9 protein-coding genes are annotated in these 14,181 nt (G+C 57.5%); 3 read left to right on the top strand and 6 right to left on the bottom strand.

Annotation, left to right across the window (positions count from 1 at the left end; genetic code table 11):
• Positions 1-28 precede the first annotated feature (28 nt).
• Positions 29-5,065, top strand: a complete 5,037-nt coding sequence (locus AC1D19_RS17820) for an NEL-type E3 ubiquitin ligase domain-containing protein (RefSeq protein WP_477763948.1) — start codon at positions 29-31, stop codon at positions 5,063-5,065.
• Between the two features lie 112 nt (positions 5,066-5,177).
• On the opposite strand, the gene AC1D19_RS17825 is transcribed toward AC1D19_RS17820, so the two are convergent.
• The 6 genes from AC1D19_RS17825 to AC1D19_RS17850 form a co-directional block, all read right to left on the bottom strand.
• Entirely contained in the window at positions 5,178-6,401 is a 1,224-nt protein-coding gene (locus AC1D19_RS17825; protein WP_477763957.1) for a hypothetical protein, read from the bottom strand.
• 103 nt (positions 6,402-6,504) lie between these two features.
• Positions 6,505-6,981 carry a CS1 type fimbrial major subunit gene (locus AC1D19_RS17830; protein WP_477763949.1) on the bottom strand — a complete coding sequence of 159 codons (477 nt, stop codon included), beginning with the start codon at positions 6,979-6,981 and terminating at the stop codon, positions 6,505-6,507.
• Positions 6,982-7,035: 54 nt separating this feature from the next.
• Positions 7,036-7,779 carry a molecular chaperone gene (locus AC1D19_RS17835; RefSeq protein WP_477763950.1) on the bottom strand — a complete coding sequence of 248 codons (744 nt, stop codon included), beginning with the start codon at positions 7,777-7,779 and terminating at the stop codon, positions 7,036-7,038.
• A gap of 60 nt (positions 7,780-7,839) precedes the next feature.
• On the bottom strand, positions 7,840-9,075 hold the full coding sequence (locus AC1D19_RS17840) for a hypothetical protein (RefSeq protein ID WP_477763951.1): 1,236 nt from the start codon (positions 9,073-9,075) through the stop codon (positions 7,840-7,842).
• A gap of 37 nt (positions 9,076-9,112) precedes the next feature.
• The gene (locus AC1D19_RS17845; RefSeq protein WP_477763952.1) at positions 9,113-11,635 is read right to left on the bottom strand and encodes a CS1-pili formation C-terminal domain-containing protein; all 2,523 of its coding nucleotides are present in this window, start codon (positions 11,633-11,635) and stop codon (positions 9,113-9,115) included.
• A gap of 115 nt (positions 11,636-11,750) precedes the next feature.
• On the bottom strand, positions 11,751-12,251 hold the full coding sequence (locus tag AC1D19_RS17850; protein WP_477763953.1) for a CS1 type fimbrial major subunit: 501 nt from the start codon (positions 12,249-12,251) through the stop codon (positions 11,751-11,753).
• 568 nt (positions 12,252-12,819) lie between these two features.
• Between AC1D19_RS17850 and AC1D19_RS17855 the strand changes: the two genes are divergently transcribed.
• Complete coding sequence (locus tag AC1D19_RS17855) at positions 12,820-13,392, top strand: PadR family transcriptional regulator (protein WP_477763954.1); 573 nt, start codon at positions 12,820-12,822, stop codon at positions 13,390-13,392.
• Complete coding sequence (locus AC1D19_RS17860; RefSeq protein ID WP_477763955.1) at positions 13,389-14,171, top strand: siderophore-interacting protein; 783 nt, start codon at positions 13,389-13,391, stop codon at positions 14,169-14,171. The genes AC1D19_RS17855 and AC1D19_RS17860 overlap by 4 nt, the downstream gene beginning before the upstream one ends.
• The last annotated feature ends 10 nt before the right edge of the window (positions 14,172-14,181 follow it).

Genomic DNA, 14,181 nt, shown 5'->3' on the forward strand with positions numbered 1-14,181 from the left:
ACATTAACGCTCAAGGTTTATTAACAACATGCCTGACTTACAAGGAAGTACGTCGACAACCGACCATAAAGGCCGGCACTACGAATTCATCAAGAGCCGGATTCATCCGGTCTTTCAAAGCACTTCATTGCGAAATGTCCAGGAACTGGGCCGCGCCGAAAAAGCGCCCGCGCCCTGGATCAAGTCAGCCTCCGCACTCGATCAATCCCGCTTACAAAAAGCCAGCCTCGAACTCTGGTCTTCCCGCAACACGGTGGATCGTATTCTCGACGAGTTACAAAACGTTTATGAATTTGCCGAGCCCCTACTCACCGATGCGCTGAAGAAACTGGATATTGATGTCGACGTTAAAAAAACGTATTTGCATCTTTACCTGGCCAAAGAACGCCCCTGGTATGTCATCGATACGTCCGGGGGTGTCGTCACCCGCACCGTTTCGCTGATCGATGCCGCACTGCACAACTTCGCGCTTGGCGAAACCTGCGAACCGGACTCGGACTTCATCAGTCAGCCCGATCAGCATGGTCAGTTCGATGTCTTGCCCATCAAACACAAACTCTCCATCGCAGGGTTTCAGGCGTTGTGCCGTGAACTGGATATCGGCGCCCACTACACCCGACACCTGGAAGAACAGTTACTGCCCCGTGATGGCGTCGCAAAGTATTTGCTCCAAAGCCGTATCGTTGAAAGCGAGAAAGCCGCTTTCAGAGCCGCCGTGGAACAGGCGACGGTGGCCGGCGATATCGACGCCGATGCCCGCGACAGGGTCATTGAAATGCTGGAGGGCCAGCGCAACACCACCTGGAAAGGCAAGCCGGTGCAATTTGCCGACCTGTCCATTCTCGACAACCCCTTGACCGGCATCGTGCTGATCACTGCGGATCTGGAGCAATCGCACGAGGTGATGCCAGTGATCGCTTATGTGCCGCAGGATCCACAACATCCACTCAAGCAATACCCATCGACCGTCGCGTTCATGAATGAACTGACGCGGCAGTTGCGCGACGACGCACTTATCGCTTCCACCGGGATGACGTACCGCCAGTTTTTCAGCCGGTTCATCGACCATTCGCAACGCGGGCATTTCTTCGGCGGGCTGCAACAACGTCTGTTCGAGGTCAAATGGCATCGAAAGGAAACGTTCGATCCGGGCCCAAGCTGGCGGGATGTGCCGATCGATAACCCGCGATTGAATGTCGACATTGCGCCGATCACGGGCGAACTCTGGGTACATCTTTATCAAAACAAACTGAACAAGATTCTCAATGACGCTCGGGACATCGTCGTGTCGACCGCCGACACCGATCGCAAGGCCCGGTGGGCCTGGTGGGACAATTTCAAAAAAATAGTCTCCGACATTTTCAATGTTGCCCTGTTGATCGCCACGCCATTCGTTCCCGGGCTGGGCGAACTCATGCTGGTCTACACAGCGTATCAACTGACCAGTGATGTCATTGAAGGCGCTGTGGACCTGGCCGAGGGACTATGGTCAGAAGCAGCGGATCACATTGTGGGGGTCGTGACGGACTTGCTTCAATGGGCCGCGTTTGAGGCCGGGGCGCTCATCGGCGACGCGTTCCGGCTCAAGATTTCCGTGTTGGTCGAGGGCATGCAACCGGTCAGTTTGCCCACCGGTGAAACCCGCCTGTGGAACCCGGACATCGAACCCTACGCCCATCCAGACCTGTCCCTGCCAACAGACTCCAGGCCCGACCGACTGGGCCTGCATCGCCATCAAGGCCGGGACATTCTTCCGTTGGAAGGTCGCCACTATGTGACTCGAAAGGATCCGCAAACCGCGCAGTATCGACTTGAACACCCCACCCGCCCCGAAGCCTATGCACCGAAACTGGCCCATAACGGTCGTGGCGCCTGGCGCCATGAAGGTGAAAACCCGTTGACCTGGGAGGGCCCGAAGCTGATGCAACGGCTGGGGCACATGACCGATGGCTTGAGCACAAGGCAACTGGAAAACATCCGCTTGATCAGCGGCACCGAAGAAGACGCACTGCGGCGCATGCATGTTGAAAACGCCGAGCCGCCGCTATTGCTGGAAGACACGGTAAACCGCTTCAGGGCGATGGAAGATGTTGCTGCCACGACGACGCAAATTCGTTCGGGAAGCCCGATAGACCCGTCATCGCACTGGTTCGAGCAACTGATCACCGAACTGCCGGGCTGGCCGTTCGACCATGCCTTGAGGGTGTATGAACGATCCGACCTGCTCGGCGCGTCCCGCCTTTACGGCAACGCCAATGCCCGGCCGGAACGGACGTTGGAGATCGGGCTGGCGGACGTGATGGCCGGCAGGTTGCCGGAGCGGGTCGTCAGGTTTCTCGATGAGCAACAGCTCGAAGCGCTGGTCGGACCGGGACTCTCCAGACAGGCGAAGGTGCAGCGCCTGCGTGATCGCCTGGCCAACCAGGTCGAAGGGCGCAAGGCCGACATCGCGGATTACATCTATCGCTCTCACGCACGCAGTACCGATCGACGCATTCAAGTCTTGCAGCGGCAATACCCTGAACTGCCGACGATCATCGCCGAACGCCTTGTCGCCAATGCCCGGCAAGACGATCTGCGCATCGTCGAGGCACAGCAACGCCTCCCACTGGATCTCAAGAGCCGCGTCCGCGAATGTGCTTTTGAAACCCGCTCGACACGCGCCAGCGAGGGCTTTTACCAGGCCGAACGACTGACCGCCGACACCGAGCGCCTGGCGCTCAACGCGCTGCGATTCAACAGCGAGGCCTTGCGCGATCTGCGCGTGGAAGTACGTGACGGCACCGCCGAAGGTCCTTTGCGTTGCAGTGTCGGTCCCGATGACGCCACCAACGTGCGAATGCTGTTACGTGACGAGCACGGCAGTTATGAGGTTGTTGACGGCCATCATCGCAAGCTTTCCGACGCGGTCGACTTCCATGAAGCGCTCCTGCGCGCCTTGCCCGAGCGGGCTCGCCGCTCATTGGGTTATGGGCTCGGCCAGGGAAACGCGTTCAAACAATGGATAATGGCCAAGACCATGGCACCGGCCGAACGCCGCACGCTCTTGCTGGAGCCCTCCATCCGTCCAGTGGCGGAGCTGGAAACGAGCCTGCTGTTACGCGGCCCCGTACTTTCCAGAGAGCCAGTCACCGCTGAGCAAGCGTTAAGAAATCTGCATCCGCATCTGAGTGAGCGCGAAGTCTATAATTTTATCCGTTCCATACCCCCTGGCACCGATCCTGTTCAGGTGATAAGAAACGAGAAACAAGGAATCACAGAGCTGGAAAACATTCTTGGCGCATGGAAGACAAGGCACACGCCGTTCGAACCCGAATTTGTGCTACGTCAGCCCAGAGAAATTACTTTCATCGCTGATCGCCTGGTGGAATGCTTCCAGCGCAAACCCCTTTTGTTTGGCGAACGCAGTACGCACTTCGACAAGGGCTACGCTCTGGACTTGTCCACTGAGTTTCTGAGTTTCAACCTGGAGTCCTGGTGGAAGACATTGCCCGACATTCGCCCGTATCTCGAACAGATCAGCACTTTGAGTCTGGATGGGGTGGCGTTATCACCGGGCGCCACGGGGCTTTTGAAAGACTTTGCCCGGCTACGCCACTTCAGCGCACGTCGCTGTGACCTGGCCCGTTTGCCGGAAAACGTAGCCAGCATGCACCTGCTCGAAACCTTGCGTCTGAGCGGCAACCATATTGTGCTGGACAACGCGGCGGTCGAGCGGTTGAAGCATCTGACACGCCTGCAGACCTTGCGGCTCGATAACAATCCGGTGCGTCAGCCGCCCAATGTCGAGCGCATGCCACGCCTGAAAGTGCTCAACCTTTCAAACACCGGGATCGATGCCTGGCCAGACGGGTTGCTGAGCAAACAGCGTCCAAAGGGGTTCTTGCTGGACCTGCGCAACAACCCGATCAACACCGTCCCCGAGGTCATCAAGGGTTCAAGGAACGCACTACTGGTGGCCCGCGCGCGACTGGACATCGACACGCTGACAGACGTCCAGCGTCAGATCCTGTTCCAATACCGCGATTCAGTGGGTTTGCTGCGCCAGAACACCTACGCCCCTCTGGCCGCCAATGCGCGCGCCAAATGGCCGATCGATGATGACTCCTCGCTTTGGGGGGCGAATTCGCCTGGCTTGGGGACTTACAGAGCGGAGGCCTGGGACAACCTGATGAACGAGCCGAACAGCGAAGGCTTCTTCAGAATCATCGACAGCCTGACCCATTCGGCCGATTTCAGAGCCGGAGGCGCTACCCGCAATGCCTTGTCCCGTCGAGTCTGGGAACTGATCGACGCGGCAGATCTGGATACGCCACTGCGAGAAAAACTGTTCCAGACCGCCGAACAACCCACCACGTGTGCCGATGCCAGCTCTGAAGTATTCAACAACATGGGCGTGCAGGCGCTCGCCTCACAGGCGTATGCGTATTCGACCTACGCCGCCGAACTGGAAGCCCGGCTGGTGAAATTGAGCAAGGGCGCCGCGCGCTTGCAACGGGTCAATGACATTGCCCGGGCCGATGCACTATCACGCCCGAGCAGGGCCGAAGAAGTGGAAATTTACCTGGCGTATCAGACCCGTCTGGCATCGCGCCTTGGCTTGCCCTGGCAATCGGAGGACATGCTTTATCAGCAAATCGCCGCCGTGAGCGACAAGGCCATCGATCAGGCGTACACCACCGTGCTGGCGCTGGAGGAAGGGAATGGCTTGCTCGATGCCATGCTTGAGCAGCCATTCTGGGAAGAATACTTGCGTAATGCTCACCCAAACGAATTCAAGGAAAATGCACGGTTATATGAAGGCAAGGCCGAACGACTCGATGAGTTGCGGTTAGCACAAAAAGACTGGGCACATTCCGAAGGGTTGCCTGACACGAAAAAACAACAGCTCAAGGAGCGGCTGAAGGACCTCGCCAACCAGCTCTCCGTTCCGCAGAGCATGGTCTTCACCGATGCAGAAATGACCGATGAGGTCTATGCAAGGTTATACCGCGACATCGGATACGACGAGCAGGAACTGAGCCGGAGGCTGACTCGTGCAGCGCTGAAAAAAGCCGGGCAGTAATGGATCAACCGTTCGAACGGCCCTGAAGGTATCCGCCTTCAGGGCCTTGCCGGTTGATGTCAATCAAGCGTGTGGCACGGTGATTCGACCCGACAGAGCATCGGCTCTGCTCTCAACCCACTTCCGAATCCCAGATCACCGACACCGTGCCCGACCAGGTATCGCCCTCGCGCTTGAGCATTTCTTCCACACCTTCCCTTTGCACTTCGAAATGCAAGGTGCCAGGCCTTCGGTCGACATAGAAGGACGGTTGAAACAGCTCGGTCCCCGCGCCGCTGACCCTTAGCGGCACGCGGTTGACCGCGCCGCCATCGATATTCGTCAGGCCGTTGGGCAAGCTCACCAGTACCTCCAGCGGCACTTGGTCACCGGCGGCGTTTTTCATGACGCAGGTATCGCCAATCTGGCCCGTGCCACACTCAAGCTGCATCTTGAAACGTGAACTGGCCGAGAGGTTGAAGGTCTGGTCGCGGAACAACCGCGCGGGTTTGCGGCCCTGATTGAGCCAGGCTTGCCAGCCGCCCTGGGGCTCCAATTGGATACGGTTGCCGCCGGGCGGGATTTCGACCTTGAGCGTGTGCTCGACCGTCAGGGTGAAATTGATCTCGAACAGCGTATCGGTGGGTAGTAATACGTCCCCCATGTCGATGTCCATATTCGGTCCGACCGTATAGGCGATCTTGCCGGTATAGATGCCCGAGGACATTGATAGAGGGTCGGGCGCTTCGATCTGATACCCGAAGTTCACCTGGTTTAGGCCGCCGTCAGCAAATCGGAAACCGGGCGGAATGTCGAAAGCCGATTGCAAAGGACAAGCAGCTTCGGCTCCGACAGGCGTGCGCCAGAAAAAGTACCCCCCATTGGCATAGGTCGCGTGATATACCGTTGTCGACAGGCAAGGTGCCCTGGCATTCTGTGCCACGCGACCTCCCCATAGCTTTTTATTGATGTCCAGCCAGGTGCCGCCCTCACCAATAATGTCGGCGATGGGGATGGGCGTCCGGTAGGAGGCGCCGAACGCTGCCATGCGTACTTTCAATTGTCGGGTTTCACCCGTTGCCTCATGAACCACGTTCAACGCCCGCCAGTTGGCCGGGACCTTGACCATCGGACCTTCGCGCTCGCTGTGCCGGGCCAGGATCGGTACTTCGGTCCGGAAGCTCAAAGGCACATTCAAGCTCGACAGCCCATGTTGCTTGCAATACGAGGCGTTTGCGGCACAGACGCCCCGGTTCGGCGTGGTGTTTTCAAACTGGTTAACCATGGGGTTGGCCGGATCAGGACGAAAACGCGCTGTCACCTCCACCGACGCCCCATACAACGGCAGGGACAACACCCACAACAACCCACAAACGCCCCATCGCACTCGCCCTTCCCAGCCACTAAAGCGCTTCATAATTACCATCATTGAAATCCCCTGAAGATACGGTGACGCCCTTTCAAGGACTCATCGCCTCAAAAATCATATGCACGGTGCCGTGGTAGTCGCCGGCCTTGAAGCCGTCCGGGCCTTCCAGCGCAGCGATTTCCAGCATCACCCGGCGGCCCGGCCGGGCGTCGTCCACCACCAGGTGGCTGTCCATCGTCAGGGGGACTTTGTTGAAGGCTACGTTCAAGTCGATCTCGTCCTGGCCATTGGACAAGTACGCACGCTCACTCAGGCGCGCCGATATCCCGCCATTGATATTCTTCACATCAAAGTTGGCGCGCAGCGGGCTGAGCGTTGAAGTGACCGGGTTCCAATTCAAGCGCTGTTCGCGCTCAAGCAGTTGCGGATCGACAGGCAGTACATAAAAGGTCGCCGTCGGAATGGTGACCGACACTTCAAACTGCTCGACGAAGCGTGCGGCCAATGCCACAGGCCCCAACGCCGATGTCATCACCAACACGGTCGTCATGACTAATTTACGAAGCATTTTCTTCACCGTTGCTTGCAGGCCATTGGGTTGAGGTCAAGAGCGCCTTCACTGTTATTTCCCTGCCACGCGCAGGCTCTTGGTCTGTGTGCCCTCAACCAGATTGAAACGGTACTCACGGCCTGGCTGTTTATCGAACTGGAAAGTCCGACCGGCCAGAATGTGATGTTTGGTAGTGGGTTGGCACTCCTGCTCGCTTTTCACTGAACAGTCCTTGAACTCATCGATCACCACCACCGTGTTGCCGTTGTTGCGGATCTGATAGTTAGCCGTGCCGTTATCGATCACGCTGTCAAAGCGTGTCTCCTTGGGTCGCACGAAAAACACGGTGCCGTAGCCAGCCAGTACGTTAACGCCGGCCGACAGGCCTTTTTTGTAGTCTTCGCGTTCTTCGGTGGACACCGCGAACTCATCTTCTTTCTCCGGTACGACCGGAACAAAGCGCACGCGGAAGTAACGCTCTTTATCGCGCTCGCCCATGTACAACAACCGCGTACCCTGCATGCCATTGGCGGGCACGATCAACCTGGCCGGACTGGCCATCAAGCCATCACGGGCGCTGGCGTCGGCCTGAGAGGTCAGCGGGATTTCCCGTGCCTTCCCATCGGCGTCATAGACGATCTCGAGGATATTGACCTTGACGAAGGCGGTGCTGTCGCCACCGTTGAAGACCCGTTTCAGGTAGGTGCTTTTATCGCCATCGAGGTAGTCGTACACCACCCCGACATTGATCTGCGGCCCGGCATGAGCCGCCTGAGAAAGCAGATAAAAACCGAATAATGCCAACAGGCGTTTCATATTCCTTAACCTCATTCATTAAAAGACAGCGGGCACGAGACGCTGCGGCTCAAGTGCCGATTAAATTTGTGAATCCCAAATAACCGTGATATCGCCTGAATAGCCAAGACTGTCGCGCTGCAACATCTCTTCCACGGCACTTTTGCCCACTTCAAAGTGCAAGGTTCCGGGTTTGCGATCGACATACAGAGCGGGCTCGAATCTTTCGGTCCCCATACCATCTACCCGTAATCGGCGGCGGCTTACCGATTGCCGTTCAGCGTCGCTCAAACCGCTGGGCAAACTCACCGATACATCCACCGGCACTTGATTGTTTTTATCGTCCTGTAAAGCGCAGGTACTGTTGGCCGCATAATGCTCACACTCCATGCTCATCTTGAACGGTGTAGAGGCCCAGATATTGAAGGTTTGATCGCGAAACAACCGCGTTGGTCTTCGGCCTTGATTCAGCCACGCTTGCCAACCGCCCTGCGGCACCAAGACGACTTTATTGCCGCCCGGTGGAATTTCTATATTGAATACGTGGTCGACCGTCAGGGTGAAGTCGAGTTGAATAGCGCCGTCCGTGGGCTGCATGATATTCCCCATGTCGAAGTCCGCCCCCGGGCCAACGGTATAAAGTGTCGTTGCCGTATAGACGCCCGGCGCCATTTTCAACGGGTTCGGGGTCCGCAGTTGGTACGCGAAGTCGAAACTCTTATAGGAAAACTCCGGGATATCGTAGACCGCCTGCTTCGAGCACACGCCTTCAACTGGAGTGGTCCAGAAGAATCTAAAACTCCAGTCATCAGCCCAGCCCACTGGGCTGTCGCCGCAGGGTCTCGGGGCGGCCATCCAGTCGCCTTCCCACCAAAGCACAGAGTGAGCGATAAAACTGGGGAATTCTCTACCAATCAGCTGCTGAACCCTCTCACTCAGCCGGTATTCCCCGCCGATGCCGGCGATTCGTACCTGCACCACGCCTGACTCCGCACCGTGTGTGTCAAAGATGGGAACATCTTTCCAACCTGCCGGTACATTAAACATCGCGCCTTGACGGGGATCGGCATGCCTGGCAGGAATCGCGCGATCAGCCTGCAGTTCGATCTGGGTACCGATGCTGAAGATCTGCCATCCCTTGCAAGCGGCTTCATACCTCTCGCAAAACCCACTATTCGGTGTCGTATTCTTGAATTCATTACTATTAGGTTTCGACGGGTCCGGTTTGAACTCAGCACTCAGTCGTACAACTTCAGCACCAACAGGGGCGACAAAGAGTCCCAACCCCAACCACAGTAGCGTCAATCGGATCAGCATTTTTTGAACATCCCGTACCTGTCCATTTTATAAAGGCTCAACCCGCCGCCTCAGCCTTATAAGTTGCATCCGCCAACGTATCCGGCGTACAACGCAAATCCCCGATCATCAACACATCGTTCTCATTGCGCGCACTGCTCGGGTCTAGCCGGAACTGGCACAACAACTGATTGCCATAACGCACTTCCAGGGTCGGCGACCCGGCGTTCATTTCCATGGAGAAGAACCCGTCCACTTCACTGACCCCGCGGCTGGCGTGGTTGATGATGTGGTGGCCCTTGAGCGGTTTGCCCTGGGGGTCGACCAGGCGGCCGAGCACGGTCAGGGTTTTGCTGATGGTGATTTTGCGGTAGTCCACACCCCCCTTGTTCAGGTGATAGCTCGTGCGGGCCGGCTGGATACTCGCCGCTGGCGGGTGGTTACCTTCAAAGTCGAAGCTCACCGAACTGCTCTTGTAGGCGGTGATCGGGATGAAGTTGCGCCCCGGTCGCAAGCTGGCGCTGCCGCCGCTCAAGTCGTCGGCGCGCAGGGCGATTTCATCGAGGTCGGACTCGACGTCGATGATCATCCCGGCACCGCTGCCTTGATGCTGGCTGGTCATGACGACGTGCTGGCCGCCCATGGCAACGGTGCTGTCCAGGTTCAACCCGCCGGTGTAATTGCCATTGAACGACGAACGCTGGACGAAGGCATCGCCGTTGATGGCTTCGGTCTGGAAGTTCGCCTGACTGGAAAGGCCGATGCCGTAAGTGTCGGTAATCGCGGTGGCCGACACGCTTTGCAGCACATGGTCCTGCAGGTCTTTTCGGTAGCCGAGCGAAGCGTTGTTGTCGCGGCCGCCATCACGGGAAGTGCGCGAACCGATGCTGCCAGACCATTGCTCGCCCGGCCCGCCCAGCGCGAGGCTGACGGTCAGGTCGAAGCCACGGTTACGTTGGTCTCCGCTGCTGAAGGTGCCGGGCCGGTCAAACACCGAGAACCGCCAGTTGGCATCGCTGCCGAACAGCTGGGTGCGCTGGGTCCAGCCCAGATCCAGGCCTACGCCTTCGCTGTTACCGTCGGTGTGAGAGATCCGCCCGTTGAGCGAGCTTCTGCTGCTGACCCGATGATTCACCGACAACGACGAAGTGCTGGTCTGGCCGACAAACACATTGCGCTGCCGCACCCGAGTGCCATCGGGCAGGGTTTCGAAGATTTTGGTGGTGTCCAGCCAACTGCGGTTATGGGTGGCGAATACGCTTCCGGTGCCATAGTTGTACATCGCTTGCACATCAAGACCGGTGCCATGGTCCTGGGTCTGATACACGTTGGCGAAGAGGCTAGTGTTGTTAGCCAAGGTCCAATCGACCGACGAGCCATATTGCAGTGTGTCCCGAACCTGGCGCCCCGAGACTCCGAGAATGATCCGTGGATGCAGCAGGTAGTTGAAGGCGGCGCCGGCGGTCATGTCGCCGTAGGCCTGCTCATCCCAGTTGCTCAACAGCTTGCTTTCCTGCCCGGCGAACAGGTTGTAGCGCCAGCGCTCATCGTAGTTGCGCCAGTTGCTCGGTTTGTACACCAGCTCCTGGGTGGTGGAGGTGATTTGACCGTCTTCGATCAAGCGCACTTCCACTTCGTAGATCCCGCCGGGCAAGGGCCGGGTATCCAGAGTTTGCAAGCCGGCATCGACCGGTTGGGTATTGATCAGCAAGCCATTGCGAAAAATCTCCACCGAGGCCTGACGGTTGGCAGTGACATAGATCGGGTAAACGCTGGGCTTGGGGCTGTTGATCGCCAGGCTGTCGGAGCTGCCGTACATGAGGCCCACGGCCGTGTCGGGGCTGGCACCGAACGAACGTGGCTGGCGGCTCAGGCCTTCGGAGTTGGGGGTGAAATAACCCAGGCGCACAAAACTGCCCTCCAACTCACGTTGGCTGTAGAGCTCGTAGATCGCGTGATAGAGCTTGTCATCCGGGCCGCCCAGACGGGCTAGCTGCATATTCAGATTCTGGGTCCAGCTGCCCAGGCTGCTGCTGGCCTCCAGCCCATATCGCCCGCCCAGATCCTGATCCTGGCCACCGTTGAGGTTCAGCTGGTTGCGCAGGATCAACCCCGTGCTGCCGCCTTCTGGCTGCTGGTAATAACGCTTGGTTTCAGTGTCGCGCTCGGCATTTTCAGTGAGAATCGACACCAATGAATTCTGAAGGTTGTAATGCACGGCCAGCATCTGCGCCGGGCAACTGCCTTCGCAGGCGCCAAGGGCCACGCCTTTTTGCAGGTAAGCGGCCCAGGTTTCACGCTCGCTGGCGGGAATGTTGCTGTCGCTGACATCGGCAAACTCAAGCAGGGTGATGCGATCATCGCGGGACAATACGATCATTGCCTCACCCAGAAATTGTTGATCAAGTTCCACCCGAACCGCCAAAGGCACATCGAAGAAGTGTTCTTCGAACTCGGACGGCAAACCTTTGGCCTGAGCGAGCAAACTGCGAGGCGTCGTGCCATTGTCAGTTGGCGCGGCCAGTGCACTTGCGCAAAAAAAAAGTGCGAGCGCGGCCGCGATGGGAGTCATCGGGAACATGAACGGAATACTCTGAGAATGAACGGTTAACGCTGTAGAAAACCCGGTCGACAGGGGAGACTGCCGACCGGTTTTTGATGTCTTGTGAGCTTTGCGCCCACAAGCATTCAAGACATCAAGGCGTTGGCACGGCATCAAAGATCATGGTGACCGCACCGGTGTACTCACCTGGCTTGTAGCCGCCAGTGGTTGGCTTGGTGGGAGCAATGACCAGATCGACACGCTTGCCCGGAGTGGACTCGACTTCGCCGACGACTTCCACTGGCGCCGTATGGTTCAGCGCTTTGCCATTGAACGACACAGTCAAGGGAACCTTATCCGTGTCTACACCGTTGGACAGGAACGCTTCGCTTTCAAGGCTGGCGGCAATCGAGCCATTGGTGTTTTTGGTGTCGAATTGCGCACGCAAAGTGCTCAGATCACCGGAAACCGGGTTGTAGCTCAACACTTGATCTTTGATGATCAGATCCGGATCCACCGGCAGTACGTGAAAGACCTTGGTTGGAACCGATGCAACCAGATTAATGGAATGACGCGCTTCACCTGCTGCAAAAGCCATGGAAGAACTCAGTGCCAGAACGGCCAGAGGAGTAGCGATTGCGATTTTTTTGAACATGGGTAGATACCTGTTATTTCAAATGGGCCGGACAATTAAAAGTTCGAACAAAGCCGAGACTTCCCTTTCTATTAACGAATAGACGCTGACAAGCCATTACTATTGGCTGGAGCCAAAATAGCTATTTGTTTGGGCTTTCAACGCCGGGGCATATTCGACTAACCCCCAATGAAAGTAAGTAGGATTTTTCACCGGATAGCGTAGGAAAAATGAAGTCTAAATATCGAGAAAAAACAAATAAAACCAACAAGTTAACCTATCTTATGTAAGTACTCACCTACAAACAGATTGACTTAAAATCCCATACAGCACTTGGACACCCTTCAACTTCTGTAGGACGAGTAGTACACACCCAATAAACAAAGGCCGACAACAGACTATTCGAGCCCTGACTAATAAGACAGATACTGAATCGCGCCGTTGTTTCATTTTAGAAGTGTTACATGGTCCGACCAAAATCGATTCATTCGCTCGATTCACGTCCTGGGTTGCTCTCGTCCCGCCCCCCCTTGCCTTTTTCACAAGATATATCTTAAGTTATATCTAAAGTCGAAGAGAGGACGAGAATATGAGAGAGCATCACCCCCATCGCGAGCACGGTGACGGCCACGACGGCTTCGAAAATCGCCAGGGACGTTTACGTGGCAGCCGTGGACCGCGGGTCTTCGCACCTGGCGACCTGAAACTGCTGCTGCTGGCACTGATTGCCGAGCAGCCCTGCCACGGCTATGACCTGATCCGCCAGATCGAAGGCATGTTCGACGGCGCCTACAGCCCAAGCCCTGGCGTGATTTACCCGACCCTGACCTTTCTGGAAGAAAGCGAAATGATTCAGGGCGATGCCGAAGGTGGAAAAAAACGTTACAGCGTGACCGACGCCGGACGTCTGTCTTTAAGTGAACAGGCGATTGCCCTGGACGGCGTGCGCATGCGCATCGACGTCAGCAAGCGTTCGTTGCGCGGCCACGACCGCCCCGTCGAAATTCACGAAGCGGTGCATAACTTGCGCCATGCCTTGCACATGCACCATGGCCGCTGGAGCCCGGAAGAAATCCTGCGTGTACGCGACTTGCTCAACAACACGGCCAAAGCCATCGTCGACGGCCCTGCCGTTCAACCCGTTCAGGAGAACGCCGAATGACTGAAGTGATCACCACCATTGCCCGTGTCATGCACGACATCAAACGCCGTCGCCTGGAAGTGTTGCGCGTGGTCGACCTGACCCCGCGCATGCGCCGGATTACCTTGGGCGGCCCTGAATTGGCAGGCTTCGTCAGCCTCGGCACGGACGACCACGTCAAACTGTTGTTCCCGCAGAATGCCGAGCAAGCTGCGGCCCTGGAAACCCTGGTACTGGGCGCCGGCAAGGACAACGGTCCCTTGCCTGAGATGCGCGACTACACCCCGCGCCGCTACGACCTCGATGCCCTGGAGCTGGACATCGATTTTGTATTGCACGGCGACGGCCCGGCCTCGACCTGGGCCGAACAGGCCAAACCCGGCCAATTCCTGCACATCGGCGGGCCGCGGGGCTCGATGATCGTGCCGGACATCTTCGACAGTTACCTGCTGATCGGCGACGAAACCGCCCTGCCCGCCATCGCTCGACGCCTGGAAGGCCTGGCGGCCCACCGTCGTGCGTTGGTGATCGTGGAAGTGGAAAACGGCAAGGAGCAGCAAGTGCTGCACAGCGCGGCCGAAGTCAATGTGATCTGGGTGCTGCGTGAAGGTGGCAAGGACAATCTGCTGGCCACCGTGCGCCAGATCCAGGTGCCAACCGGCAGCCTGTACGCATGGGTGGCGACCGAGAGCAGAGTGTCGCGGCAGATTCGTCGGGTGTTGCTCGATGAGCATGGGCTGGACGAGCAGTTCGTCAAGGCGGTTGGGTACTGGAAATTGGGGAACAGCGACGAGGAGTGATCTGCTCGCG

The organism is Pseudomonas sp. P1_C12 (assembly GCF_056406435.1).

Coding starts and splice junctions, on each gene's coding strand:
- AC1D19_RS17850 (WP_477763953.1), bottom strand. CDS start 12,251: ATGTTCAAAAAAATCGCAATCGCTACTCCTCTGGCCGTTCTGGCACTG.
- AC1D19_RS17830 (WP_477763949.1), bottom strand. CDS start 6,981: ATGCTTCGTAAATTAGTCATGACGACCGTGTTGGTGATGACATCGGCG.
- AC1D19_RS17855 (WP_477763954.1), top strand. CDS start 12,820: ATGAGAGAGCATCACCCCCATCGCGAGCACGGTGACGGCCACGACGGC.
- AC1D19_RS17840 (WP_477763951.1), bottom strand. CDS start 9,075: ATGCTGATCCGATTGACGCTACTGTGGTTGGGGTTGGGACTCTTTGTC.
- AC1D19_RS17820 (WP_477763948.1), top strand. CDS start 29: ATGCCTGACTTACAAGGAAGTACGTCGACAACCGACCATAAAGGCCGG.
- AC1D19_RS17860 (WP_477763955.1), top strand. CDS start 13,389: ATGACTGAAGTGATCACCACCATTGCCCGTGTCATGCACGACATCAAA.
- AC1D19_RS17835 (WP_477763950.1), bottom strand. CDS start 7,779: ATGAAACGCCTGTTGGCATTATTCGGTTTTTATCTGCTTTCTCAGGCG.
- AC1D19_RS17845 (WP_477763952.1), bottom strand. CDS start 11,635: ATGTTCCCGATGACTCCCATCGCGGCCGCGCTCGCACTTTTTTTTTGC.